Below are 23,503 nucleotides of genomic sequence, written 5' to 3' on the forward strand. Positions count from 1 at the left end.
AAAGTACCTTTTTTGACGTTAACAACCATTATGAACCGAATGCGGCCGTGCCGGAACGGCCCGCCTGGTTCACCGTCCGCCTCACCTTCGCCGACGGCGCCCGGATCGACGTGCTCGCCGAAGTGTCCGAGCGGCGGATCACGGTCGAGGAGGTGCGAGCGGACCTGCCGCTGGACGGCTTCACGGCGTCCGCCGAGTGGGTCGAGGGGCCGCTGGGCGGCGCCCGCCGCGTGGTCGCCGAGGCTCCCCGGCCGGCCGGGGAGGCGGCGCCGGCGCCGAAGCAGCCGCCCGCGGGGCGGGCCCGTCCGGCCTGGCCCGGCGGCCGGGCCGGACGCCGCATCGCCGCCGAGGCGTACCGTGCGGCGCAGCAGGCCGGGCAGGACCCGGTGCTCGCCGTGATGTGCGCGACGGGGCGCAGCAGGCGCAGATCCCTGCGGCTGATCGCGAGCGCGCGCGACGAAGGCAGTCTGCCCCCGCGCCACAACCGCCGTTAGGCGCCCGGCTACCGCATGTCGCGCATCCGGCCGATCTCGGCGGTCTGTTGCGCGATCACGTCCGTCGCCATCTCCTCGACCTGGACGTTGTTCCCCTGGGTGAGGACCTCAGTCGCCATCGCGACCGCGCCCTCGTGGTGGACGGTCATCAGCTTCAGGAAGAGCCGGTCGAACTGCTCGCCCTCGGCGGCGCGCAACTGCGCGAGCTGCTCGTCCGTGGCCATTCCGGGCATCGCCCCGTGGTCGTGGCCGCCCTTGTGCTTCTCGCCGCCGTTGTTGGCGAGCCAGCCCCGCATGGCGTCGATCTCCGGGCGCTGGGCCGCCGTGATCCGCTCGGCGAGGCGCTCGACCGGCGCCGACCGGGCCCGCTTCGGGGCGAGTTCCGTCATCTCGAGCGCCTGCGCGTGGTGCTCGATCATCATGCGCGCGTAGCGGAAGTCCGCTCCGTTGGGGGAGCCGTCGGGCAGTGCTTTCGCCGCCTCCTGCGCGGACATGGTCCGGGCGGGCTCGCCCGGCCTGCCCGGTGCGACGACCGAAGGCCCGCCGCCCGCCCTGCTCTTCGGCGCGTCCGCCGAGCCGTCCGCGTCGCACGCGCCGAGGCCCAGGACGGCGACCGCCGCCCACGCGACGGGGACGGCCGCGCGGCCGATCCCGGGTCTGCGGGCGCGTGTGGTCTGGGGGCGGATCAGCACGGCGTCCTCCTGGGGCACATGGGGTGGGTGATGTCCGTTCTTAGCACGCTTCCGAACAGCAGTGATCAAAAACTTTCATTACGTTGTCGTTGCCACCTGTTGAGATGTGCATGCAAACGACGATACTGCCGGGGTGTATCAACCGTTCAACTGCGAACGGATACAAGGGAGGACGCAGTGACCTCGTTGCACATCACCCGCGTGCGGCGCAGACGCCTGGGCGTGGCAACAGCCGCGGCAGGGCTCATCGCCACGCTGCTGACGGCCGGCCCCGCGGCGGCGACCCCCGACCCGGGAGACGCGCCCGCGAAGAAGAAGAGCCTGACGACCTCGCAGCAGGCCGAAGCCAGGGCCGCCATCGAGAGCGGCGAGATACCCGGCGTGGACGAGATCGTCCACAGCAAGAACATCGAGCACCTGGTGAACGTGCCCAAGGACGCCATCAAGGGCACCAACTCGGACCTGGCGTTCCAGGGCAAGTACGCCTTCTCCGGAAACTACGACGGCTTCCGCATCTTCGACATCAGCAACCCGAAGGCCCCGAAGACGGTCTCGCAGGTGCTGTGCCCCGGAGCGCAGAACGACATCTCCGTCTCGGGGGACCTGCTCTTCCTCTCCACGGACTCCTCCCGCAACGACGACTCCTGCGCGAGCACCTCGCAGCCGGCGACGGAGAAGTCCTCCTGGGAGGGCATGAAGATCTTCGACATCAGCGACAAGAGCAACCCGCAGTACGTCGCCGCCGTCGAGACCGCCTGCGGCTCGCACACGCACACCCTGGTGCCCGAGCGCCGCAACGTCTACGTGTACGTCTCGTCGTACTCGCCCAGCGACACGTTCCCTGACTGCCGGCCGCCGCACGACGGCATCTCCATCATCAAGGTGCCGCGCGGCGCCCCGGAGAAGTCGGCGATCGTCGACTTCCCGGTGCTCTTCCCCGACGGCGGAAACCCGGGCGCGCCCACCAACCCGGGCGTCTCGAAGACCACCGGCTGCCACGACATCACCGTGCTCCCCTCGAAGGACCTGGCCGCCGGCGCCTGCATGGGCGACGGCATCATCTTCGACATCGAGGACCCGGAGAAGCCGCGGGTCATCGACCGTGTCCAGGACAACGTCAACTTCGCGTTCTGGCACTCGGCGACGTTCAACCAGAAGGCGAACAAGGTCGTCTTCACCGACGAGCTCGGCGGCGGCGCCGGCGCGACCTGCAACGAGGCCACCGGCCCCACGCGCGGCGCCGACGGCATCTACGACATCACCGGCAAGGGCGACCAGCGCAAGCTCGTCTTCAGGAGCTACTTCAAGATCGACCGTCACCAGGCGGCCACCGAGAACTGCGTCGCCCACAACGGGTCGCTGATCCCGGTCAAGGGCAAGGACATCATGGTCCAGGCCTGGTACCAGGGCGGCGTCTCCGTCTGGGACTTCACCGACTCGGCCAAGCCCAAGGAGATCGCCTTCTTCGAGCGCGGCCCGGTCAGCGCGGACTCCGCGGTGACCGCCGGCTCCTGGTCGGCGTACTACTACAACGGCTACATCTACTCGAACGACATGGCCAAGGGCTTCGACGTCCTGAAGCTCAAGGACAAGCGCACCGACGGCGCCAGGAAGGTCCGGCTGCACGAGCTCAACGTGCAGACGCAGCCCGACTACCGCCGCTGACCCACGGTCCGCGTACGCGTGCCGCCGGGCGGTTCTCCGCCCGGCGGCACGCCGAGCTCCCAGTCCAGCCCGTACCGCTGGAACAGCTCGGCGCGCAGGCTGGACAGCGGCATCGGCGCACCCGGCAGCAGCACGGCGAACACCGCGCCCATCAGCAGCGCGCGCAGCAGCCGGTAGTCGGCGTCCACGTCCGCCGATCCGTAGCGCGCCACGGCGCCCCGCAACAGCTCCGCGAGCCGCTGCTGTTCGGGACACCGCACGAAGCCCTCGGCCTGGAGGATGCCCGCCATGTGCGTGCGCATGAGCACCGGGTGGTCGCGGGCGAGACCCAGGACGGCGTCGATCGCGCGGGCGAGCAGCTCGCGGCCGTCCTCAGTGCGCGGTTCGCGCTCCAGGGCCGATTCGAGCGTCCGGTGCATCAGACGGTGGACGGCGGACTGCAGCAACTGCCGTTTGCCGGGGAAGTAGTACGACACCAGTCCGCGCGCCGATCCGGCCCGGTCCGCGATGTCGCCGAGCGTCGTCGCCTCGTAGCCCCGCTCCCCGACGAGCTCCACGGTCGCCTGCAGCAGCCGTTCCCGGGAACGGCGACGCAATTCCTCGTTGACCGACGCGCTGCGCGGGGACATCCTGTAACTCCTGCGTTGACTGGCCCGGAGCCAATATACTCAGTGGTCCCACGACAGGCGCCTCGCCGGGCCTGGCTCGTGGGCACGGCCGTCTGTATCCGGCGGCGCGGGGGACCGCCGGATACAGACGCTTTCGCGTGCGGGCAGGCCGTACGCCGCGCGCCGCTCTCAGCCCACGAGCCGCAGGACCGGCAGCAGACCCGCGGGCCGCTCCCCGGCCGGCAGGTGGTCCACGAAGTGCACGGCGCCGCCGAGTTCCGCCGCGCCGCCGTCGGCGCGCCGGCTGTCGCCGACCATCAGGACGTCGCGCGGATCATGGCCGGTCATGCGGACGGCGCTTCCCGGGAAGCGGCCAGGCGGCCGTAGGCCACCACCGACAGCGCCACGACGGTCGCCCCCAGCAGCCAGCCCCCCAGGACGTCGGTCACCCAGTGCACCCCGAGGTACGCCCGGGTGAGACCGACGCCGGTCCAGGACACCGTCCCCACCACCAGGACGGCGATCCGCAGCCTGCGGTCCGCGCCCAGCACCCCGAGCAGCCACACCAGGAGCCCGCACGTGATCATCGCCGTCATCGCGTGGCCGGACGGCCAGGCCGAGAAGTGGGCCGAGTCGACCGGATCCGGCCACACCGGCCGCTCCCGGCCGACCGCCGCCTTGAGGGCCTGCTGCACGAGCGCGCCGACCAGGCTGGTGACGGCGATCCAGAGCGCGAGGAGCCGTTCCCCGCGGCGGATCAGCCATACGCACACGACGGCCACCAGGGCGCGCATCGTCCACGGGTCCCACACCCAGTCGGACAGAATCCGGTTGGTGTGGGTCACGGTGGGATGTTCGACCGCCGAGTCGTGCAGCGCGTCCCCGGCCGCGCGGTCCATCGAGACGAGCGGTCGCCACTCCACGGCGACGAGCAGCAGCAGGACGACGGAGAGCGCGGTGAGGACGACGGCCGCGAGTACGGCCGGGGAACGGGCGGGACGGGAGGCAGGGGCGAGCTGGGAGGAGCGCATGGGAAGATCCTCGCCCACGGCCGTCGCCGGAAGCCAGCCCGCCCGCCGTCGGGCGGCGCTACCCCAGCGCGCTGAGCCCCGGACCGAACGCCACCAGCAGCGGTACGGCCGGGACGAGCGAGGCGGCGGCCGTCAGGCGCAGCCGGCGTCCCGCCGTCAGCCGGGGCGCCGCCGCCAGCAGCCGGTCGACGCGCTGCGGCAGCTCGGCGTGCGGGGTCGGGCACGGGCCGAACACGCCGCGGTCCTCGTTGAGTTCGACCAGCGCGAGCGCGATCGTGAGCCGCCCGAAGCGCCGCGATGCCACGTCGTCGGCGGCCAGCTCCACCAGCCGGTGCATCTCGTCCCGGAACGCCGCGAACACCGGAACCTGCGGGAAGCCGATCGCGAGCGCGGACGCGCAGTGCAGCAGCCAGTCGTGCCTGGCCCGCACGTGACCCTGTTCGTGCGCCAGTACGGCGTCGAGCTGGTGCCCCTTCAAACGCCGCAACGCCGCCGTCGTGACGACCAGTCGGGGCGTGGCCCCGGGAAGCCACCACGCGTCCAGGCGCTCGCCCTCGAGCACGACGAGCCGGTCGCCACCGGGTTCCTCACCCGGCAGCAGTGGAGCGCGCACCAGCAGTTGCGCGCGCCGCTGCGCGCGCCGTACGCGCGCCCGGCGGATCTCCCGGGTCAGCATCGCGGCGGTCCAGGCCCCGCCGCAGGCCAGCAGCACCGCGATGACCGCCGACCAAGGCCCGTACGCGGCAAGGGCGTACGCCTCCATCACGCCGTGCGGGGCCGGTGCGAAGATCCGGCCCCGCACGGCCTGCCAGGCGGCGGCCGCGCTGAACGTCATCGACAGGCCGAAGCACAGCAGCACCCCGGCCACGACGCACTGCCACACCCACAGGGCCACCACGGGTTCCCGCTCCCGCCAGTCGGCGCGCGACATCAGCCGCGGGGCCGCGACGGCGGCGACGACACCGAGCAGCAGGAGTGCGAGGGCAACCGTCATGGCCGTCAGCCTATGAGCGCGGCCCTACTCCCGGGTATGGTCGCGGCCCGCAAGTGACGCAGCACACGCCCGCGACGCCGCGTCCCTCAGAGCGTGACCAGCATCGCGATCATGCCCAGGCCCATGGAGACGCGGCAGGCCAGCACGAGCTCGGGCCGCGCACCCCAGGCGACCACGCCGCCGGGTCCCGCCCGTCCCGCGCCGGCCGGCATCAGCCACACGCCCGAGCGCAGTACGTACGCGGCGTAGTACAGCAGCAGCGCGCCGGTCAGCGCCGGGACGCCGCCCGCCGCGTACCCGGCGGCGTGCGGGTGCCCGGCCCCGCCCCCGGGCGCCATCACCAGAGCCATGTAGACCATGGCCAGCGACCCGACCACGTGGTGCGCGTGAACGGAGCCCGTCCGCGCCTGCCACAGCCCCCGCAGGGCCGCCCCGCCGAACACGGCGGCGTACAGCGCCCACCCCCACGCGGGAGGCGCCAGCACGGCGGCCGGCACCGCCATCGCGGCCATCCCGAACCCCATCAGCGCCTCACCGGCCGCCTCCTCGCGGTGCTGCGCCCCGCCGCTGCGCAGACGCAGCAGGCAGTACGCGCCGGTCGCGGCGCACAGGGCCACGAGCAGCCAGCCGGACATCGCCTGTCCGTGCACGGCGTACCTCCCCCATCGACGGTGTCCGTCCCGTCGATGCCCACGCGCGCGGCCGTGTACGCGAGCGCACAGGGGTGCGGGGGGCGCGCGACGGGGTCAGGGGCGGTGGCGCAGGGGGTGGTCCGCGGGAACCTCGACGACCGCGATGCGCACTCCGTCGGGGTCGGCGATCCACATCTCGATCAGCCCCCACGGCTCCTTCACCGGCGGGCGCAGCACGTCCACGCCGCGCGCCGACAGGTCCTCGTACGCGGCCGCCACGTCCGCGACCTGAAGCCACAGCCGGAGACCGGGGGCGGGAGGGGTGTCGGAGCGGCCGGAGACCTCCAGGAAGCCGCCGCCGAGGAAGTACACCGTTCCGCGCTCCGGGCCCGTGCCGAACTCGCGGTACACCGCCAGGCCCAGGGCCTCGCCGTAGAACGCGCGGGAACGTTCCGGATCCGTGGGCCGCAGCAGCGTTCTGCCGCTCAGTACATGCACCATGCACCCGGACACTAGCGCGGGTTAGGCTCGGGGTCGCCCGACCCGACGTACAGATCTGGAGAGCGCCCCTCATGGAGACCACCCCGCGCCCGGCCGCCGCAGAGCTCACCTTCCGCGACGCGACGGAGGCCGACGCCGGCGCGCTCGTCGCGCTCATCGAGTCGGCGTACCGCGGGGACGCCAGCCGCGCGGGCTGGACCACGGAGGCGGACATCCTCCAGGGGCAGCGGACCGACCCCGAGGGCGTGCTCGACGTGATCGAGTCACCGGACAGCCGGCTGCTCACGGTCGAGCGGGACGGCGAGCTGGTCGCCTGCTGCCAGCTCGAACACCGGGGCGAGGCAGCGTACTTCGGCATGTTCGCCGTGCGTCCCCGCATGCAGGGCGCCGGCCTCGGAAAGGTGATCATCGCCGAGGCGGAGCGGACGGTCCGGGAGGTCTGGGGCGCGCGGGAGATGCACATGACGGTGATCTCGGTGCGGGAGGACCTCATCGCCTGGTACGAGCGGCGCGGTTACCGCCGTACGGGCCGGATGACCCCCTTCCCGTACGGCGACGAGCGCTTCGGCGTCCCGCAGCGCGACGACCTGCAGTTCGAGCTGCTGGTCAAGGCGCTGGGCTAGAGGAGGCAGGGGAAGCCGTCCCGCGGGCGCCCCGCGTGTCGGGCCTACGCCGTGAAGCGGCCCGTGCGGCGGATCTCCGGATAGTCGGTCGTCGCGCCGTCCAGCTCGAGCGCCCGCACCAGCCGCAGGTGGTCCTGCGTGTTCACCACCCAGCCGATGACCCGCAGTCCCCGGGCGTGGGCGCGCTCCACGGTCTCCAGGGTCAGCCGTCGGATGTTCAGCGCGAGCGTCGCCGCCCCCACCGCCTCGGCGCGGTCCACCACGTCGGTGCCGTAGCGGCTGGCGACGAGGACCGTGCGCACGCCGGGGACGAGCGACGCGATCTCGGCGACCGCCTCGTCGTGGAACGAGGACACTTCCACCCGGCCCGCCAGGTTTCGGCGGTGCATCACCTCGGCGAGCGCCCGCGCCGCGGCCACGTCCTTGATCTCCGCCTGGAGCGGCGAGCGCACCGCGTCGAGGACCTCCTCGAAGAACGGGACCCGCTCGCCCTGGCCGGCGTCGAGCCCGCGCAGTTCGGCGGCGGTCAGGTCGGCGATCGCGCCCCGGCCGTCGGTCGTACGGTCCACCTCGGCGTCGTGCATGACCACGAGCGCGCCGTCCTTGCTCAGATGCAGGTCCAGCTCGATGGCGTCCATGCCGGCCTGCTCGGCGCGGACGAAGGAGCGGAGGGTGTTCTCGGGTTCGACACCCATGACCCCGCGGTGACCAATGGTGAGGAAACTCAAGGCAGTCTCGCTTCCGTCGACAGTGGCTCCCCGGCAGCCTAACGGCCCGCTTCCAGGAGGGAACCCGTCTCGCGCGGAGAAGCGGAGTGCTCCGCTCGGGTGCCGGCGATTCCGAGGATCAGACCGGTGATCAGGGCGGCGACGAGGACTGCGCGGGTGCTCACCCGTCCGTCCTACCCCCGCGGGGCGGTGTCGCGCGAACTGCGTCACCCGTGTGTGGCGGGTCCCGGCGGACGTTGACGCGGTGCCGCGCGTCCTGCTTCGTCACGGCATGACGACTAGCCACATACCTAATCGAAACAAGCGCGCCATGGACGCACCGCTCGGCCGCACCCCCTGGAGGCACCGTGAAGTTCTCCGTCATCTTCGAGGCTTAGCTGGCCGACCCCACTGTCGAGCGGTGCTGGCCGAGGAGATGGGCTTCGACCGGATCTGGGCGGTCGGGTGACGGACGCCACGGCGCCGGGCGCGCGGGGGGACATCCCGGTGAGGATCTACCGGCCTCCGGCCTCCGCCCGCGCCCGACCGTCGTCTACTTTCACGGCGGCGGCTGGGTCCTCGGCGGCCACGACGCCTCGGTGCGCGAGCTGTGCCGGGCCTCGGGGGCCGTGGTGGTCTCCGCCGGCTACCGGCTCGCTCCGGAGTCCCCGTTCCCCGCCGCGGTTCGACGACGCGTACGCCGCCCTGCTGTGGGCCGCCGGGCATGCCGGGAAGCTCGGCGGCGACCCGCGGGCCCTGGTCGTGGCGGGGGGCGGCGCGGGCGGCACCCTGGCGGCCGTCGCCCCGCTCGTGGCGAGGGAGCGCGGCGGCCCGATGACGCCCGGGACGCGCTGCATGGTGTGGCAGAAGCAATCGCCCGTATGGCGCGAGGCAGGAAGAATGGCGGCGATCAAGGGGGCTTGGCAGGATAATTTACTGAGGGTGGGCTTGAATGGGAGACCGGAAGACCTATACGGTGCCTTGACGCGAGGTTCTCCCGTGGAGGAAGTGACATGACGGAAATTCTTGTGCAGGACACAGTCGCCGACGGCATATCCGGTGCCCGGCGCGTGGTCGAGCACGCTGCCTGGCTCGAGCTCAAGAATGCCGTGGAGGCGATCCGGCCCTGGCAGTCGGCGGACGGCTCCATCGACTTCGACGCCGAGGGCGCACCGACGCGTGCCACGGCGGAGGCGACCGTCGACCGCGTGATCAACGCCGTCGAGGAGCTCGCGCCGCTGCTGCCGCACAACGCGGCGTACCACCGCGCTCTCGTCGCCGACCTGCGCAAGTGGGCCGACGGCGGCTTCGTCGTGCCAGACTTCCTGGACTCGCTGCTCGCCTTCCAGCCCGCCCAGCAGCGCGCGGACGGCCTCCAGCACCTGGTCGTCTTCCCCATGTACACGCAGAACGGCAACCCGGACCGCAACTTCGAAGCGGTCGTGCTGCGCATGGTGTGGCCCGAGTGGCTGTCGGATCTGGAGCGCTCGCGCTACGACAACCCGCTGTTCCTCGGCATCACCTTCGAGGACTTCACGCCCGGGTACGACACCCACTCCGCCGTGCTCTTCCCCGAGACGATCGCGGTGCGCGAGGCCCCCGAGCGCTTCACCTGGGGCGGCATCTTCTGCGACCGCGAGGCGGCCCGCTTCCGCCGCGTCACCGAGGCGTCCGTCGACATCCTCGGCCTCGAGCTGCCGGAGGACATCCGCGCGATGGTCTCCGACCAGCAGCGCTGCCAGGACGCGTTCGTCCTGTGGGACATGGTCCACGACCGCACCCACAGCCACGGCGACCTGCCGTTCGACCCGTTCATGATCAAGCAGCGCCAGCCGTTCTGGATGTACGGCCTGGAGGAGCTGCGCTGCGACCTCACCGCCTTCAAGGAGGCCGTGAAGCTGGAGGCCGAGGGCAACACGCACGGCCGTGACGTCCAGTACGCCGTGCTGTTCGACCGCATGTTCCGCTTCCCGGTCAGCGGTGACCGCAACCGCAACTACGACGGTCTCGGCGGCCAGCTGCTCTTCGCGTACCTGCACAAGCACGACGTGGTGCGCTGGACCGACAACACGCTGAAGATCGACTGGGAGCGCGCCCCCCACGTCACCAACCAGCTCTGCGCCGAGATCGAGGACCTCTACCGGGCCGGCATCGACCGCCCGAAGCTGGTCCACTGGTTCGCCGCCTACGACCTGGTGTCGGCGTACCTCGCCCCGCACCCCGGATCGCGCTGGGCCAAGGGCCCGGACGCCCTGGACCTGTCGCTGCCGCCGCGCAAGCTCGTGGACGATGTGCTTCCGGACGAGTTTCCGCTGAGCATGTTCTATGAGGCCCTTTCCAAGAAGCTCAAGAACGTGATCGCCTCCACCAAGGGGATCACCGCGACGAATGCCGAGCGGGTGGCCGCGTGAGCCATCGCGACCAGGAGGCGACGACCATGACCAACAGCAACGGCAACGGGGGACCGCTGGAAGGCGCTGTGGTCGCGGTGGCCGGAGCGGGCGGGCCGGCCGGCCGCGCCACGCTGCTCCGGCTGGCCGAGGCGGGCGCGATCGTGGTCGGCTCCGACGCCGATCCGGCGCGTCTGGCCGAGGCGGTCGACGCCGCCCGGTACGCCCACGGGGGCGCCACCGTCACGGGCGACACCGTGGACCTGCTCGACCTCGACGCCACCCGTGAGTGGGCGGACAAGACCGAGAAGGAATTCGGCCGCATCGACGGCATGGTCCACCTCGTCGGCGGCTGGCGCGGCAGCGCGACCTTCGCCGAGACGGACCTCGCGGACTGGGACCTGCTGGAGAAGCTGCTGATCCGCACCGTCCAGCACACCTCCCTCGCCTTCCAGGCGCCGCTCCTGCGCAGCGACCGCGGCCGTTACCTGCTGATCAGCGCTGCGGGCGCGTCGCAGCCCACCGCCGGGAATGCCGCGTACTCCGCCTCCAAGGCCGCCGCCGAGGCGTGGACCCTGGCGCTCGCCGACGCCTTCCGCAAGGCGGGGGGCGAGGAGGGCCCCCGTACGGCGGCTGCGATCCTGGTGGTCAAGGCACTGGTGCACGACGCGATGCGCGCCGAGCGCCCGAACGCGAAGTTCGCGGGCTTCACGGACGTCAAGGAACTGGCCGAGGCCATTGCCGGGGTCTGGGACCAGCCCGCCAGTGAAGTGAATGGACAGCGTCTGTGGCTGACTCCCAAGCCGTGAACCCGGATCCGACGCACGCGGCGAAGACCGACGCACGCCGGCACCACGACCCGCGGGTGCGCGGCTTCGCCAGCGACAACTACGCGGGCGCGCACCCCGAGGTGCTCGCCGCCGTGGCGCTCGCCAACGGCGGCCACCAGGTCGCGTACGGCGAGGACGACTACACCCAGAACCTCCAGCGGATCATCCGCAGCCACTTCGGCGGGGCGGCCGAGGCGTTCCCCGTCTTCAACGGCACCGGCGCCAACGTGGTCGCCCTCCAGGCGGTCACCGACCGCTGGGGCGCGGTCATCGCCGCCGAGTCCGCGCACATCAACGTGGACGAGGGCGGCGCCCCGGAGCGGATGGGCGGCCTGAAGCTGCTGACCGTGCCGACGCCGGACGGCAAGCTCACGCCCGAGCTCATCGACCGGCAGGCGTACGGCTGGGAGGACGAGCACCGCGCGATGCCGCAGGTCGTCTCGATCACCCAGAACACCGAGCTGGGCACGGTCTACACGCCCGCCGAGATCCGCGCGATCTGCGAGCACGCACACGCCCACGGGATGAAGGTGCACCTCGACGGGGCCCGGATATCCAACGCGGCGGCCTCGCTCGACGTACCGATGCGGACCTTCACCAACGCCGTGGGCGTGGACATCATGTCCTTCGGCGGGACGAAGAACGGCATGCTGTTCGGCGAGGCGATCGTCGTCCTCAACCCGGACGCGGTGCGCGCCATGAAGCACCTGCGCAAGCTGTCGATGCAGCTCGCCTCCAAGATGCGCTTCGTGTCCGTGCAGCTGGAGGCGCTGCTCGCGCGCGACCTGTGGCTGCGCAACGCCCGCCACGCCAACTCCATGGCGCAGCGCCTGGCCGACGGCGTACGCCAGGTGGACGGCGTGGAGATCCTCTACCCGGTCCAGGCCAACGCCGTCTTCGCGCGCCTGCCCAACGACGTCAGCGAGCGGCTGCAGAAGCACTACCGCTTCTACTTCTGGAACGAGGCCGCGGGGGACGTCCGCTGGATGTGCTCCTACGACACCACGGAGGACGACGTGGACGGCTTCGTGCAGGCGCTCAAGGAAGAGATGGCCAGGTAGAGCCCGACGCATAGATATGCGGCCGACCGGAAAGTCATTGACTTCCGGTCGGCCGCATATCTACGCTCTGGCCCTATGGAGCTGATCCAGGAACACCCGGAGATTTCCGCCTACTTGGCGGCCGACGACGCCATCGACCACGAGCACCCACGGGTGCGGGAGGCGGCCGCCCGGCTGCGCGCCCAGGCGTCCAGTGCATACGCATACGCCGAGGCGGCGTACGCATTCGTGCGCGACACCATCCCGCACTCACAGGACGCGGGCGACGCGCGTGTCACGTGGCGCGCCTCGGACGTGCTCGCGCTGCGCACCGGCATCTGCTGTGCCAAGGCCCACGCGCTGGCCGCACTGCTGCGTGCGGAAGGCATCCCGACCGCCCTGTGCTACCAGCGGCTCACGGACGACGACGGCTCCCGTCCCGTGATCCACGGCCTCGTCGCGGTCCGGCTCCCCGGGCGCGCCGACTGGCTGCGCCAGGACCCCCGGGGCAACAAGCCCGGCGTGGACGCGCGGTTCTCCGTGGACGGCGAACGGCTGGCCTTCACGGCCCGCCCGGAGCTCGGCGAAGTGGACTACCCACTGCTGTACGCCGCGCCGCACCCGGCGGTCCTGGGCGCCCTGCGGGCCGCCCCGGACCGGCCGTACCTCTGGCGGACTCTCCCGACCGCCCTCTGACCGCCCGGTCAGCCGGCCTCGCGCACCTGCGCGGGCGTGGGCGCCGAACCGCCGAGGTGGGCCGGGACCCACCAGGTGTCCTCGGCGTTCTTCGGGCGTACGGGGTATGCGCGCTGGGCGGCTTCGAGCAGCTCCTGCACGCGGCCGCGCAGCCGGCGCGTGATGGCGCCCGCGAACTCGTCCGTGGGCGCTTCCATCGGCTGGCCGACCCGTATCGTCACCGGGAAGTGGTTGCGGCCGAAGTTGCGCGGCCGGCCCTTGGTCCAGATCCGCTGGGTGCCCCACAGCGCCATCGGGATCAGCGGGACGCCGGCCTCCTGGGCCATGCGCGCTGCACCCGACTTGAAGCTCTTGAGCGTGAACGACTCGGAGATCGTCGCCTCCGGGAAGACGCCGATGATCTCGCCGGAGCGCAGCGAGTCGAGGGCGTGCGCGTACGCCGCCTCGCCGCGCTTGCGGTCCACCGGGATGTGCTTCATGCCGCGCATCAGCGGACCGGAGACCTTGTGGCGGAAGACCGAGTCCTTCGCCATGAAGCGCACGAGACGCTTCTGCGGCAACGCGCCGAGGCCCGAGAAGATGAAGTCCAGGTAGCTGATGTGGTTGCTCACCAGCACCGCGCCGCCGGTACGGGGGATGTTCTCAGAACCCTGCGTGTCGATCTTCAGGTCCAGCGCCTTGAACAGGGTGAGAGCGGCACCGATGACCGGTCGATAGACGAGTTCTGCCATGTCAGGGGGGACCCTTCTGTTCCCGGGGAGGGCTCTCCCCGCGAGGTTACGCGGCCGTAGGTTTAGTCGCGTTGGGCAGATCGTGCCCCATGAGCGGCCGAGTAGCCAGTCCTGACGGCGTTCATGCGCGAGATTCTCGTCACGTACGGAAACATGAGGAATCGTCGCTCTGTGGTGAACGCTGCAGGGAAGGTGTGGGAAAAAGAGCAGGAGAGAACGGCGGCGGACAGGAGGCGGCAGGTGCCGGGGCACGACGGCGGTAAACGGCTGAGCGCGGCCGAACTGGGGGCGGAGACGGGAGCGCGGGCGACGCTCGTGCAGTTCTCCAGCGCGTTCTGCCAGCCCTGCCGCGCCACCCGCAGGACGCTGGCCGAGGTGGCGGACATGGTCGAGGGCGTCGCCCATGTGGAGATCGACGCCGAGGCGCGGCTCGATCTCGTACGCGAGCTCGGCATCCTCGCCACCCCCACCGTGCTCGTGCTCGACGCGGGCGGCAGGATCGTGCGCCGGGCCGCCGGGCAGCCGCGCCGGGCCGACGTCATCGCCGCGCTCGGGCGCGCCGTATGAGCGCCGTGACGCCGGTCCCATCCCGCGGATCCGGCTTGACCGCACCGGTTACGGGTCGCCAGTCTGACCGCGTGCCGTCAGAACTCCTCCTTCACAAGCGGGTCCACGTGGACCTGGCCCGCACCGCGAGCGCGCGCTGTCCCGGTGTCTGAGCATGCACGGGCCCGCACGCACCCCCCGCAGAAGGACACGAAGGACATCCCCATGACGGTTTCTCCCGACCTCGCCGTACCGCGCCAGAAGCGGTCCGGGACCCTGCTCCAGCCTCTCGCGGGCTCTCCCGAGCTGCTGCGGTCGGTCTTCCGGCAGCACGCCGCGGGCGTCGCCGTGATCACGGCTCGGGGTGAGCGCCCGGTCGGTTTCACCGCCACCTCGCTCAGCTCCGTGTCCGCCGATCCGCCGATGATCTCCTTCGGTGTGGGCGCCGGCTCGTCCAGCTGGCCGGTGCTGGCCGAGGCCGAATGCGTCGGCGTCCACATACTCGCCGAGGACCAGCGGGAGCTGGCCGCCACCTTCGCCCGCAGCGGCGCCGACCGTTTCGCGCCGCCGACCCGGTGGCGTACGGGGCCCGAGGGAGTGCCCGTACTGGACGGAGTGCTGGCGTGGCTGGTGTGCCGTGTGGTGGCTCGCGTCCCCGCGGGGGATCATCGGATCGTGCTCGGCCAGGTCGTCGCCGGAGACCCGACGGGAGCCGGCCGGCCGCTGCTGTACCACCAGGGTCGCTTCAACGCGCTCAGGGACTGAGAGTTCCCCGTGGCCGCCGATTACTCAGCGTTGGCAAGGTCACAGTTCAAAGCGCTTGCTTACGGGGAACGCTCTGGATGTACTGACGAGTAATATTCCAGTCGGAGCGGGGTTGGCCCCGACCGGGATCCGCCCCTTCAGGCGCCTATGCTGCCTGCAACGAGGCAGTCAAGAAATAGACGATGCAGTAGGAGAGCCGGCGTGAGCTTGAGGATCGTTGTCTGTGTGAAGTACGTGCCCGACGCCACCGGCGACCGGCACTTCGCCGATGACCTGACCGTCGACCGCGACGACGTCGACGGCCTGCTGTCGGAGCTCGACGAGTACGCCGTCGAGCAGGCGCTGCAGATCGCCGACGAGGCCGACGACGCGGAGATCACCGTGCTGACCGTCGGCCCCGAGGACGCCAAGGACGCCCTGCGCAAGGCGCTGTCCATGGGCGCCGACAAGGCCGTCCACGTCGAGGACGACGACCTGCACGGCACCGACGTCATGGGCACCTCTCTGGTGCTCGCCAAGGCCATCGAGAAGACCGGTTACGACCTGGTCATCTGCGGCATGGCGTCGACCGACGGCACCATGGGCGTCCTCCCGGCGATCCTGGCCGAGCGCCTGGGCGTCCCGCAGGTCACGCTGCTCTCCGAGGTCTCCGTCGAGGACGGGACGGTCAAGGGCCGCCGTGACGGCGACGCCGCGAGCGAGCAGCTCGAGGCCGCGCTGCCGGCCGTCGTCTCCGTGACGGACCAGTCGGGCGAGGCCCGCTACCCGTCCTTCAAGGGCATCATGGCCGCCAAGAAGAAGCCGGTGGAGTCCCTGGACCTGGAGGAGCTGGAGATCGACGCCGACGAGGTCGGCCTCGAGGGCTCCTGGACCAAGGTCGAGTCGGCCACCGAGCGCCCGGCGCGCACCGCGGGCACGATCGTCAAGGACGAGGGCGAGGGCGGCAAGCAGCTGGCCGAGTTCCTCGCGGGCCAGAAGTTCATCTAGGCCCCGCGCGGCCCCTCACACGCCCCCCGAATTCTTCGCACTCGCAGGAGATTGAAGTCCCATGGCTGAAGTTCTCGTCTACGTCGACCACGTGGACGGCGCCGTCCGCAAGCCCACCCTCGAGCTGCTGACCCTCGCCCGCCGCATCGGCGAGCCGGTCGCGGTCGCGCTCGGCAAGGGCGCGGAGGCCACCGCCGCGACGCTGGCCGAGCACGGCGCCGTCAAGGTCCTCACCGCCGACGCCCCCGAGTTCGCCGACTACCTCGTCGTACCGAAGGTGGACGCGCTCCAGGCCGCGTACGACGCGGTGTCCCCGGTCGCCGTCCTCGTACCGTCCTCCGCCGAGGCCAAGGAGATCGCGGCCCGCCTCGCGGTCCGTATCGGCTCCGGCATCATCACGGACGCTGTCGACCTCGAGGCCGGGGACGAGGGCCCGGTGGCCACGCAGGCCGTGTTCGCCGCCTCGTACACCACCAAGTCCCGCGTCTCCAAGGGCACGCCGGTCATCACCGTCAAGCCGAACTCGGCGCCGGTCGAGGCCGCCCCGGCCGCGGGCGCCGTCGAGGCGCTCACCGTCTCCTTCGGTGAGACCGCGACCGGCACCAAGGTCGTCTCGCGCACCCCGCGCGAGTCCACCGGCCGCCCCGAGCTGACCGAGGCCGCGATCGTGGTCTCCGGCGGCCGCGGCGTCAACGGCGCCGACAACTTCCACGTCATCGAGTCCCTCGCCGACTCGCTCGGCGCCGCCGTGGGCGCCTCGCGCGCCGCCGTGGACGCCGGCTGGTACCCGCACTCCAACCAGGTCGGCCAGACCGGCAAGTCGGTCTCCCCGCAGCTCTACATCGCGTCCGGCATCTCCGGCGCGATCCAGCACCGGGCCGGCATGCAGACGTCGAAGACCATCGTCGCCATCAACAAGGACGCCGAGGCTCCGATCTTCGACCTCGTCGACTACGGCGTGGTCGGCGACCTCTTCGAGGTCGTCCCGCAGCTGACCGAAGAGGTCAACGCCCGCAAGGGCTGACCTGGTCGGCAGCAGTGAGCGACAGTGCGCCCGGGGCCGCGCGGTGGTCTTCACCGCGCGGCCCCGGCCGCTTTCGGGAGACCATTGACGCAGGTCACGACCGGCCGTTAACTTCACCATGCGGATTGTTGCTTCCGCGCAGCGGAAAACTGGAGGGTTGGTCATGGGTCAGCAGGAGAAGGTGGCGACGAGCCTCGCGGGCGCGGTCAGCGAGGGCATCAGCGCCTCCCTCGTACCGGTCGACGAGGAGCTGGCCCGCCGTTACCCGGGAGACCCCGGCACCCGCCAGCCCGTCCACACCGTCTACGTGCCCGGTGACGTCTTCGCCGCCGACACGATCCGCTCCTGGGGGGACCAGGCTCTCGCCGCGCTCGACGAGCACGCCCCGGACGCGGCCTCCTTCGCCGCCGTGCTCGGCCTGTCCGACGACCTCGCCGGGCCGGTGTACGACCGCGTACGGGCCAAGCTGGAGCGCGAGCCCGTCGAGGACCTGCGCGTCGACTTCGAGGACGGGTACAGCGGCGCCGACGAGGACGCGGACGCCGCCCGCGCCGCCCGGCTGATCGGCGAGGCGTACACGAACGGCACGGCCGCCCCGTACATGGGCATCCGGATGAAGTGCATGGAGGCGGCCGTGCGCGACCGCGGCATCCGCACGCTCGACATCTTCCTCACCGGCCTGATGGAGGCCGGCGGCCTCCCCGACGGCCTCGTCCTGACGCTCCCCAAGGTCACGTACCCGGAGCAGGTCACCGCGATGGTGCGCCTGGCAGAGGAGTTCGAGAAGGCGCGGGGCCTGGACGCCGGCCGCATCGGGTTCGAGATCCAGATCGAGACCAGCCAGTCCATCCTCGCCGCCGACGGCACCGCCGCCGTCGCCCGGATGATCGACGCCGCCGAGGGCCGGGCCACCGGTCTGCACTACGGCACGTTCGACTACAGCGCCTGCCTCGGCGTCAGCGCCGCCTACCAGGCCAGCGACCACCCGGCCGCCGACCACGCCAAGGCGATCATGCAGGTCGCGGCGGCCGGCACCGGCGTACGCGTCTCCGACGGCTCCACCAACGTCCTGCCGGTCGGCACCACCGAGCACGTCCACGAGGCCTGGCGCCTCCACTACGGCCTCACCCGCCGCGCCCTGGCCCGCGCCTACTACCAGGGCTGGGACATGCACCCGGCCCACATCCCGACCCGCTACGCGGCCGTCTTCGCCTTCTACCGCGAGGGCTACGAGCAGGCCGCCGCGCGCCTCGCCGCGTACGTCAACCACGCGGGCGGCGACGTGATGGACGAGCCCGCCACCGCCAAGGCGCTGAGCGGCTACCTGCTGCGCGGCATCGACTGCGGGGCCCTGGACACCGCCGAGGTCGCCCGGCTCACCGGACTCACCCGCGCGGACCTCGACGGTTTCGCCTCGCCGCGCCGGGGAGACCTCACGGCAACGGCCAAGTAACAGCCCCGGACGCCGTCCGTCGCCGTCGCCGCCGCCCCGTACGCTGTAGCCGATCTCAGTCGGAACACAGGAACGGGGCAGCGGTGGCTACGGGGGAGAACGAGCGGTTGGCCGGCCGCTACAGAGTGGTCGAGCAGCTCGGGCGCGGCGGCATGGGCGTCGTGTGGCGGGCCGTCGACGAGGTGCTGGGCCGCGAGGTCGCGGTCAAGGAACTGCGGACGTACAACGACTCGTCGGCGCCCGAACTCGACGGCCTCCGCATCCGGATGCAGCGGGAGGCGCGGGCCGCGGCCCGTGTGCGCCACCCCGGAGTCATCGCCGTCCACGACGTCGCCGAGCACGACGGCCGCCCGGTCATCGTCATGGAACTCGTCGACGGGCCCTCCCTGGACGACGTCCTGACCGAGCGGGGACTCCTGAACCCGCGCGAGGCCGCGTCCATCGGCGCCAAGGTGCTTGAAGCACTGGCCGCCGCCCACCAGGCGGGGGTGCTGCACCGCGACGTGAAGCCGGGGAACGTGCTGCTGGACCGCACCAGCGGCCGGGTCGTGCTGACCGACTTCGGAATCGCCGCGATGGACGACCCGGGCGACGGTTCGGCGACGCACCTCACCCGCAGCGGCGAACTGGTCGGTTCCCTCGACTACTTGGCCCCCGAGCGCGCCCAGGGGCAGGAACCGGGGCCCGCGTCCGACGTCTGGGCGCTCGGCGCGACGCTGTACGCCGCGGTGGAGGGCGGTTCTCCGTTCCGCCGTACGTCGACCTGGTCGACGCTGACCGCGATCGTCGTGGATCCGCTGCCCGAGCCGCGTCGCTCCGGGCCGCTCGGGCCCGTACTCCAGCAGCTGATGGACAAGGACCCGGCGCGCCGCCCCGACGCCCGGCAGGCCGCCCGGCTGCTCGCCGCCGTGGCCGCCGGTGAGGACACGACGGCCCTTTCGGGCGGTGTCCGGGGCGCGGGGCTGCCGCGCGAGGAGACGGTCCGCGACGTGCTGCCGCACCGGCCGGAGGGTTTCGGCCCCGCGACGCCCGGCCCGCCGCCCGCCCAGCCGGTGCCGCCCGCGCATCCCGCACAGCCCGGCGAGCCCGTAGCGGTCGCCGCGCAGGCTGCCGCGTCCGGCCCCGCTGGCCCGGAACGCCGGGCGGGGCGCGGCCGGGCGGCGCTGGTGGCGGCCGGCGTCGCGGCGGTCCTGCTGGCCGGCGGCGGGGCGACGTACGTCCTCACCGGCGGCACAGGGCAGACGACCGGCGCGCGGGCGCAGGAGGCGGGGGCAAGCGAGGCGGCGCGCAGTCTCGACGGCATCCCGGTGGCGGGCGAGCCGTCCACCACGAAGAAGCCGGCCGGAACGCAGCCCACCGGGCAGGCCGCCGACAAGAGCGCGCGACCGGACGCGAAGCCGCCGGCGGACGGCGACAAGGACGCCGGCGCGGAGGGGCCCGACGGCAAGGACTCCACCGGCGGGGACTCCGACGAAGGCGCCTCCGGTGCGACCGGCTCCTCCGACGGCTCGACGGGCACCGGCGGTGACGGCGACCCGGACGGCTCGGCATCGGGCGCGTCCGGCAGCGGCTCGACGGCTGCGAACGGCGGCAGCGGCGCACCCGACCCGGAGCCCGTCTGCCACGGCATCGGCGGCGGCAAGTACAACTGCACGGTCTGGAAGACCGCGAAGTCGTACACGGCGGCCGGGGCCGAGGCCGGCGTGCTGAACGCGGGCACCAACTACTTCTACTGCCAGCAGAATCTCGGCCGCAGGGAGACCGACGGCCAGTGGACGAATGTCTGGTGGGCCAAGACCGACGACGACAGCGGCAACGCCGGGGTGTTCGTCAGCGACGTCTACATCAAGGGCGGCGCCAACGACGCACCCGTCCCGGGGCTGCCGGTGTGCTGAGTCTGCGGGCCCTCGGCCGCCCGACCCGAGTGCCCGCCCCCCGTCCGACGTCCTCGGTCCACCGCCTCAGCGCGTCCACGGCGGGATCTCGCCCGACCCGCGCACGATCAGGCGGGTCGGCAGTTCCACGCGCGCCGGTGCGTCGTTCGCGCCGTCGAGGCGGCGGAACAGGCGGTCGGCCGCGGTGCGGCCCAGCAGGGCGGCGTCCTGTGCGACGACGGTGAGGCCGGGCCGGAGCAGGTCGGCGAGTTCGATGTCGTCGAACCCGACCAGGGCGACGGGGTGCTCCCGTCCGGCGAGGACCCGTACCACCGTCACCGTCACCCGGTTGTTGCCGGCGAAGACGGCGGTGACGGGCTCCGGGCCGTCCAGCATCGCCGTCACCGCGTCCCGCACGCGGTCGGGGGCCGTGCTGCCGAGCGACACCCACGCGTCGTCGGTCGCCAGCCCGGCGTCCTCCATCGCGGCGTAGTAGCCGCGCAGGCGCTCGGCCGCCGTGTGGATGCGCGGCTGGTCGCCGATGAAGCCGATACGGCGATGGCCGTGCGCGATCAGGTGGGCCACGCCCTCGCGCGCGCCGCCGAAGCTGTCGGAGAGCACCACGTCCGCGTCGATCCTCCCGGCGGGACGGTCCACGAACACGGTGGCCACGCCCGCCGCGATCTCCGGTTCCAGGTAGCGGTGGTCGTCCCCGGCCGGGATCACGATCAGCCCGTCGACGCGCCGGGCGCAGAGCGCGAGCACCAGCTCCTGCTCGCGCGCGGGGTCCTCGGCGCTCGATCCGTTGATGAGCAGGGCGCCGTGGGCCCGGGCCACCTCTTCGACGGCGCGGTTCAGCGGCCCGTAGAAGGGGTCCGCGAGGTCTTCGAGGACCAGGCCGATGCTGGCGGTGCGGCCCTTGCGCAGAACGCGGGCGCTGTCGTTGCGGCGGAAGCCGAGCGCCTCGATCGCCTCGTGCACGCGCCTCTCGGTGTCGGGCGTCACGCCCGGTTCGCCGTTCACCACACGCGAGACCGTCTTGAGGCCGACACCGGCGCGGGCGGCGACGTCCTTCATGGTCGGCCGGTTGCCGTAACGGAGCTCGGAGCGGCTTTCGGTCTCGGCCACAGTGTGATGTCCTCTTCGTAGTCGGGTGCGGTCGGTGAGTGAGGGTGTGGCGTCGAGCATAGGCCCTGGACAACGTTGTCACCTGGCTGGAGACTGGCTCTGACCTGCCACACCCCCGCCGCGCCTGGAGATCCGACACCGATGCACACCGACCTCGTCGCCGCTCTCGACATCGGCGGCACCAAGATCGCCGGCGCGCTCGTGGACGGCGGCGGCCGGATCCTGTCGCGCGCGCAGCGGCCGACCCCCGCCCAGGAGGACGGCGAGAGCGTGATGCGTGCCGTCTCGAGCGTCCTGGACCAGCTGACCGCGTCCCCGCTGTGGGAGCACGCCACGGCCGTCGGCGTGGGCAGCGCGGGGCCCGTGGACGCATCGGCCGGCACCGTCAGCCCGGTCAACGTTCCCGGCTGGCGGGACTTCCCCCTGGTCGAGCGGGTGTACCGGGCGGCGGGCGGCCGGCCGGTCACGCTGGTCGGCGACGGGGTGGCGATGACGGCCGCCGAACACTGGCAGGGCGCGGCGCGCGGGCACGACAACGCGCTGTGCCTGGTGGTGTCCACCGGCGTCGGCGGCGGCCTCGTCCTGGACGGCCGGCTGCACCCGGGCCCGACGGGCAACGCGGGCCACATCGGCCACATCAGTGTCGACCTCGACGGCGACCTGTGCCCCTGCGGATCGCGCGGCTGCGTCGAACGCATCGCCAGCGGCCCCAACATCGCGCGCCGGGCGCTCGAACAGGGCTGGCGCCCGGGGCCCGACGGGGACGCCACCGCCGCCGCGGTGGCGGCGTCCGCCCGCGCCGGCGACCCCGTCGCCCTGGCGTCGTACGGGCGGGCCGCCCAGGCCCTCGCCGCCGGCATCGCCGCCACCGCGACGCTCGTCGAGATCGACATCGCGGTGGTCGGCGGGGGAGTGGCGGGAGCGGGCGACGTGCTGTTCGCACCGTTGCGCCGCGCACTGCGCGAGTACGCGGCCCTCTCGTTCGTACAGCGCCTGCGCGTCGCCCCGGCCCTGACGGGAACGGACGCGGGACTGGTCGGCGCGGCGGCCGCCGCAGTGCTCGGCGGGAAGCCGGGCGAGGCGGCGTACGTCGGCTGACCGCGCGTCTGGCCCGCCGGAGCGGGGACGGCCGGGCCTTGCAGGGGGCGCCTGCGCCGTGCGAGCGTGGCCCCGTGAACGGTGATCACGAGCGGGACGCGAGCCTGGCGCGGGCGGTAGGGCTGCGCGAGGAGGGCCGGGCGGACGAGGCCCGCGTCCTGCTGGTGGCGCTGGCCGAGCGGTTCCCCCGGGACGCCGGGATCGCGTACCAGACCGCGTGGGCGCACGACGTGCTCGGCCTGGAGCGCGAGGCCGTCCCGTTCTACGAACGGGCGCTGGGCGTCCCCGGCCTGCCCGCCGAGGACCGCCACGGCGTCTTCCTCGGCCTCGGCAGCACCTACCGCGTGCTGGGCGAGTACGAACAGGCCCTGCGCACGCTGCGCCTCGGCCTGGCGGAGTTCCCCGGAGATCCGGCTCTGAAGTCCTTCCTGGCCATGGCCCTCTACAACACCGGCCAGGGCCGCGAAGCCGTACGGACGCTGCTCAGGGCCCTGACGGCCACGAGCGCCGACCCGCGCGTGCGGAGCTACCGCCGGGCTATCGAGCAGTACGCCGACGACCTCGACGCCACGGAGCGGGCGCCGCAGGCCTGACCGCCGCCGCTCCCGGCCGTCCCCGCCCGACTGTGCCGCCGCGGCCCCCGGCCGTCTCGGCCGGACTGTCTCGGCCGCGCCGACCGGTGTTCCGCCGCCGCGGCCCTCTAGCCCCGCCCCTGCGTGCCCGCTTCCGTCGCGCGCTGTGCCACGACCACCAGGAAGGCGTCCGCCTCCAGGTCCATCACGACCTCAGCCGGGCACCCCTCCGCCCGCCGGGCCAGGGCGAATTCCTCGGCCGGCCAGCTGCCCCGGGGGCCGCCGGCCGGGAACTGTTCCAACACCGTGCGACTCATCGCGCACCCCGCTCCCATGTCTGCCGAACTCCTGCTCCAGTTGCCCCAACGAGACTCCGCGCGCGTGCGTCACGGTCCCGCGTCCCGGCGGGGCGCCCTCTCCCT

26 protein-coding genes and 2 pseudogenes are annotated in these 23,503 nt (G+C 72.5%); 16 read left to right on the plus strand and 12 right to left on the minus strand.

What is annotated here, in order from left to right:
* Positions 1-47 precede the first annotated feature (47 nt).
* Positions 48-494 (plus strand): DUF6214 family protein, encoded by a 447-nt coding sequence (locus AC07FK_RS10160; protein ID WP_479104254.1) that lies wholly within the window; start codon positions 48-50, stop codon positions 492-494.
* A gap of 8 nt (positions 495-502) precedes the next feature.
* Here the strand turns inward: AC07FK_RS10160 and AC07FK_RS10165 are convergent, their stop codons facing one another.
* Positions 503-1,183, minus strand: coding sequence for a DUF305 domain-containing protein (locus AC07FK_RS10165; protein WP_479104947.1), 681 nt, complete (start codon positions 1,181-1,183; stop codon positions 503-505).
* Positions 1,184-1,363: 180 nt separating this feature from the next.
* Between AC07FK_RS10165 and AC07FK_RS10170 the strand changes: the two genes are divergently transcribed.
* Positions 1,364-2,851, plus strand: coding sequence for an LVIVD repeat-containing protein (locus tag AC07FK_RS10170; RefSeq protein WP_479104256.1), 1,488 nt, complete (start codon positions 1,364-1,366; stop codon positions 2,849-2,851).
* Here AC07FK_RS10170 and AC07FK_RS10175 read toward each other — a convergent pair.
* From AC07FK_RS10175 to AC07FK_RS10200, 6 genes and pseudogenes are all read right to left on the minus strand, one after another.
* Complete coding sequence (locus tag AC07FK_RS10175; protein ID WP_479104258.1) at positions 2,839-3,480, minus strand: TetR/AcrR family transcriptional regulator; 642 nt, start codon at positions 3,478-3,480, stop codon at positions 2,839-2,841. The genes AC07FK_RS10170 and AC07FK_RS10175 overlap by 13 nt on opposite strands.
* Before the next feature lie 168 nt (positions 3,481-3,648).
* A pseudogene (locus AC07FK_RS10180) lies at positions 3,649-3,801 on the minus strand (hydrolase); the annotation flags it as partial.
* Between the two features lie 2 nt (positions 3,802-3,803).
* Positions 3,804-4,490, minus strand: a complete 687-nt coding sequence (locus AC07FK_RS10185; RefSeq protein ID WP_479104260.1) for a phosphatase PAP2 family protein — start codon at positions 4,488-4,490, stop codon at positions 3,804-3,806.
* A 58-nt stretch (positions 4,491-4,548) separates the two neighbouring features.
* Positions 4,549-5,484, minus strand: a complete 936-nt coding sequence (locus AC07FK_RS10190) for a M56 family metallopeptidase (protein WP_479104263.1) — start codon at positions 5,482-5,484, stop codon at positions 4,549-4,551.
* A gap of 86 nt (positions 5,485-5,570) precedes the next feature.
* Positions 5,571-6,134: a DUF5134 domain-containing protein gene (locus tag AC07FK_RS10195; protein ID WP_479104265.1), complete on the minus strand. Its 564-nt coding sequence runs from the start codon at positions 6,132-6,134 to the stop codon at positions 5,571-5,573.
* Positions 6,135-6,230: 96 nt separating this feature from the next.
* Positions 6,231-6,617 carry a VOC family protein gene (locus tag AC07FK_RS10200; protein WP_479104267.1) on the minus strand — a complete coding sequence of 129 codons (387 nt, stop codon included), beginning with the start codon at positions 6,615-6,617 and terminating at the stop codon, positions 6,231-6,233.
* Positions 6,618-6,688: 71 nt separating this feature from the next.
* Between AC07FK_RS10200 and AC07FK_RS10205 the strand changes: the two genes are divergently transcribed.
* Complete coding sequence (locus AC07FK_RS10205; protein ID WP_479104269.1) at positions 6,689-7,240, plus strand: GNAT family N-acetyltransferase; 552 nt, start codon at positions 6,689-6,691, stop codon at positions 7,238-7,240.
* A 44-nt stretch (positions 7,241-7,284) separates the two neighbouring features.
* On the opposite strand, the gene AC07FK_RS10210 is transcribed toward AC07FK_RS10205, so the two are convergent.
* Both AC07FK_RS10210 and AC07FK_RS10215 read right to left on the minus strand, forming a co-directional pair.
* Complete coding sequence (locus tag AC07FK_RS10210) at positions 7,285-7,968, minus strand: glycerophosphodiester phosphodiesterase (RefSeq protein ID WP_479104271.1); 684 nt, start codon at positions 7,966-7,968, stop codon at positions 7,285-7,287.
* 38 nt (positions 7,969-8,006) lie between these two features.
* On the minus strand, positions 8,007-8,132 hold the full coding sequence (locus AC07FK_RS10215; RefSeq protein ID WP_479104273.1) for a hypothetical protein: 126 nt from the start codon (positions 8,130-8,132) through the stop codon (positions 8,007-8,009).
* A 499-nt stretch (positions 8,133-8,631) separates the two neighbouring features.
* Here AC07FK_RS10215 and AC07FK_RS10220 point away from each other — a divergent pair.
* From AC07FK_RS10220 to AC07FK_RS10240, 5 genes and pseudogenes are all read left to right on the plus strand, one after another.
* Positions 8,632-8,964 (plus strand): annotated as a pseudogene (locus AC07FK_RS10220) (alpha/beta hydrolase fold domain-containing protein); the annotation flags it as partial.
* Complete coding sequence (locus AC07FK_RS10225; protein WP_479104275.1) at positions 8,961-10,358, plus strand: DUF6421 family protein; 1,398 nt, start codon at positions 8,961-8,963, stop codon at positions 10,356-10,358. The pseudogene AC07FK_RS10220 and the gene AC07FK_RS10225, both read left to right, overlap by 4 nt.
* A gap of 26 nt (positions 10,359-10,384) precedes the next feature.
* Entirely contained in the window at positions 10,385-11,146 is a 762-nt protein-coding gene (locus AC07FK_RS10230; RefSeq protein ID WP_479104277.1) for an SDR family NAD(P)-dependent oxidoreductase, read from the plus strand.
* Positions 11,143-12,228 (plus strand): threonine aldolase family protein, encoded by a 1,086-nt coding sequence (locus AC07FK_RS10235; RefSeq protein ID WP_479104948.1) that lies wholly within the window; start codon positions 11,143-11,145, stop codon positions 12,226-12,228. The genes AC07FK_RS10230 and AC07FK_RS10235 overlap by 4 nt, the downstream gene beginning before the upstream one ends.
* 75 nt (positions 12,229-12,303) lie before the next feature.
* Positions 12,304-12,903 (plus strand): transglutaminase domain-containing protein, encoded by a 600-nt coding sequence (locus AC07FK_RS10240; RefSeq protein WP_479104279.1) that lies wholly within the window; start codon positions 12,304-12,306, stop codon positions 12,901-12,903.
* Positions 12,904-12,911: 8 nt separating this feature from the next.
* Here the strand turns inward: AC07FK_RS10240 and AC07FK_RS10245 are convergent, their stop codons facing one another.
* A complete protein-coding gene (locus AC07FK_RS10245) occupies positions 12,912-13,634 on the minus strand; it encodes a lysophospholipid acyltransferase family protein (protein ID WP_479104281.1) in 723 nt (240 codons plus the stop codon).
* Positions 13,635-13,787: 153 nt separating this feature from the next.
* On the opposite strand from AC07FK_RS10245, the gene AC07FK_RS10250 reads away from it, so the two are divergent.
* The 6 genes from AC07FK_RS10250 to AC07FK_RS10275 all read left to right on the plus strand — a co-directional run bounded on the left by AC07FK_RS10250 (position 13,788) and on the right by AC07FK_RS10275 (position 20,304).
* Positions 13,788-14,201: a TlpA family protein disulfide reductase gene (locus AC07FK_RS10250; protein WP_479104283.1), complete on the plus strand. Its 414-nt coding sequence runs from the start codon at positions 13,788-13,790 to the stop codon at positions 14,199-14,201.
* A gap of 204 nt (positions 14,202-14,405) precedes the next feature.
* Entirely contained in the window at positions 14,406-14,945 is a 540-nt protein-coding gene (locus tag AC07FK_RS10255; RefSeq protein WP_479104285.1) for a flavin reductase family protein, read from the plus strand.
* 201 nt (positions 14,946-15,146) lie between these two features.
* A complete protein-coding gene (locus AC07FK_RS10260) occupies positions 15,147-15,932 on the plus strand; it encodes an electron transfer flavoprotein subunit beta/FixA family protein (protein WP_479104287.1) in 786 nt (261 codons plus the stop codon).
* A gap of 61 nt (positions 15,933-15,993) precedes the next feature.
* Positions 15,994-16,956 carry an electron transfer flavoprotein subunit alpha/FixB family protein gene (locus AC07FK_RS10265; RefSeq protein WP_479104288.1) on the plus strand — a complete coding sequence of 321 codons (963 nt, stop codon included), beginning with the start codon at positions 15,994-15,996 and terminating at the stop codon, positions 16,954-16,956.
* A gap of 163 nt (positions 16,957-17,119) precedes the next feature.
* Positions 17,120-18,409, plus strand: a complete 1,290-nt coding sequence (locus tag AC07FK_RS10270) for a DUF6986 family protein (protein ID WP_479104290.1) — start codon at positions 17,120-17,122, stop codon at positions 18,407-18,409.
* Between the two features lie 83 nt (positions 18,410-18,492).
* Complete coding sequence (locus tag AC07FK_RS10275) at positions 18,493-20,304, plus strand: serine/threonine-protein kinase (RefSeq protein WP_479104292.1); 1,812 nt, start codon at positions 18,493-18,495, stop codon at positions 20,302-20,304.
* Positions 20,305-20,370: 66 nt separating this feature from the next.
* Here the strand turns inward: AC07FK_RS10275 and AC07FK_RS10280 are convergent, their stop codons facing one another.
* Positions 20,371-21,360 carry a LacI family DNA-binding transcriptional regulator gene (locus tag AC07FK_RS10280; RefSeq protein ID WP_479104949.1) on the minus strand — a complete coding sequence of 330 codons (990 nt, stop codon included), beginning with the start codon at positions 21,358-21,360 and terminating at the stop codon, positions 20,371-20,373.
* Positions 21,361-21,552: 192 nt separating this feature from the next.
* Here AC07FK_RS10280 and AC07FK_RS10285 point away from each other — a divergent pair, with 192 nt between their 5' ends.
* Both AC07FK_RS10285 and AC07FK_RS10290 read left to right on the plus strand, forming a co-directional pair.
* Positions 21,553-22,509 carry an ROK family protein gene (locus AC07FK_RS10285; protein WP_479104294.1) on the plus strand — a complete coding sequence of 319 codons (957 nt, stop codon included), beginning with the start codon at positions 21,553-21,555 and terminating at the stop codon, positions 22,507-22,509.
* Positions 22,510-22,583: 74 nt separating this feature from the next.
* The gene (locus tag AC07FK_RS10290) at positions 22,584-23,102 is read left to right on the plus strand and encodes a tetratricopeptide repeat protein (protein WP_479104295.1); all 519 of its coding nucleotides are present in this window, start codon (positions 22,584-22,586) and stop codon (positions 23,100-23,102) included.
* A gap of 107 nt (positions 23,103-23,209) precedes the next feature.
* On the opposite strand, the gene AC07FK_RS10295 is transcribed toward AC07FK_RS10290, so the two are convergent.
* A complete protein-coding gene (locus tag AC07FK_RS10295) occupies positions 23,210-23,398 on the minus strand; it encodes a hypothetical protein (protein ID WP_479104297.1) in 189 nt (62 codons plus the stop codon).
* Positions 23,399-23,503 lie beyond the last annotated feature (105 nt).

It is taken from the genome of Streptomyces sp. NPDC046122 (assembly GCF_056429965.1).

What these genes read in the sequence shown, in the direction of transcription:
- AC07FK_RS10175 (WP_479104258.1), bottom strand. Translation starts at nt 3,480, where the DNA reads ATGTCCCCGCGCAGCGCGTCGGTCAACGAGGAATTGCGTCGCCGTTCC.
- AC07FK_RS10185 (WP_479104260.1), bottom strand. Translation starts at nt 4,490, where the DNA reads ATGCGCTCCTCCCAGCTCGCCCCTGCCTCCCGTCCCGCCCGTTCCCCG.
- AC07FK_RS10190 (WP_479104263.1), bottom strand. Translation starts at nt 5,484, where the DNA reads ATGACGGTTGCCCTCGCACTCCTGCTGCTCGGTGTCGTCGCCGCCGTC.
- AC07FK_RS10200 (WP_479104267.1), bottom strand. Translation starts at nt 6,617, where the DNA reads ATGGTGCATGTACTGAGCGGCAGAACGCTGCTGCGGCCCACGGATCCG.
- AC07FK_RS10205 (WP_479104269.1), top strand. Translation starts at nt 6,689, where the DNA reads ATGGAGACCACCCCGCGCCCGGCCGCCGCAGAGCTCACCTTCCGCGAC.
- AC07FK_RS10225 (WP_479104275.1), top strand. Translation starts at nt 8,961, where the DNA reads ATGACGGAAATTCTTGTGCAGGACACAGTCGCCGACGGCATATCCGGT.
- AC07FK_RS10230 (WP_479104277.1), top strand. Translation starts at nt 10,385, where the DNA reads ATGACCAACAGCAACGGCAACGGGGGACCGCTGGAAGGCGCTGTGGTC.
- AC07FK_RS10240 (WP_479104279.1), top strand. Translation starts at nt 12,304, where the DNA reads ATGGAGCTGATCCAGGAACACCCGGAGATTTCCGCCTACTTGGCGGCC.
- AC07FK_RS10245 (WP_479104281.1), bottom strand. Translation starts at nt 13,634, where the DNA reads ATGGCAGAACTCGTCTATCGACCGGTCATCGGTGCCGCTCTCACCCTG.
- AC07FK_RS10250 (WP_479104283.1), top strand. Translation starts at nt 13,788, where the DNA reads ATGAGGAATCGTCGCTCTGTGGTGAACGCTGCAGGGAAGGTGTGGGAA.
- AC07FK_RS10255 (WP_479104285.1), top strand. Translation starts at nt 14,406, where the DNA reads ATGACGGTTTCTCCCGACCTCGCCGTACCGCGCCAGAAGCGGTCCGGG.
- AC07FK_RS10265 (WP_479104288.1), top strand. Translation starts at nt 15,994, where the DNA reads ATGGCTGAAGTTCTCGTCTACGTCGACCACGTGGACGGCGCCGTCCGC.
- AC07FK_RS10270 (WP_479104290.1), top strand. Translation starts at nt 17,120, where the DNA reads ATGGGTCAGCAGGAGAAGGTGGCGACGAGCCTCGCGGGCGCGGTCAGC.
- AC07FK_RS10280 (WP_479104949.1), bottom strand. Translation starts at nt 21,360, where the DNA reads ATGAAGGACGTCGCCGCCCGCGCCGGTGTCGGCCTCAAGACGGTCTCG.
- AC07FK_RS10285 (WP_479104294.1), top strand. Translation starts at nt 21,553, where the DNA reads ATGCACACCGACCTCGTCGCCGCTCTCGACATCGGCGGCACCAAGATC.
- AC07FK_RS10295 (WP_479104297.1), bottom strand. Translation starts at nt 23,398, where the DNA reads ATGAGTCGCACGGTGTTGGAACAGTTCCCGGCCGGCGGCCCCCGGGGC.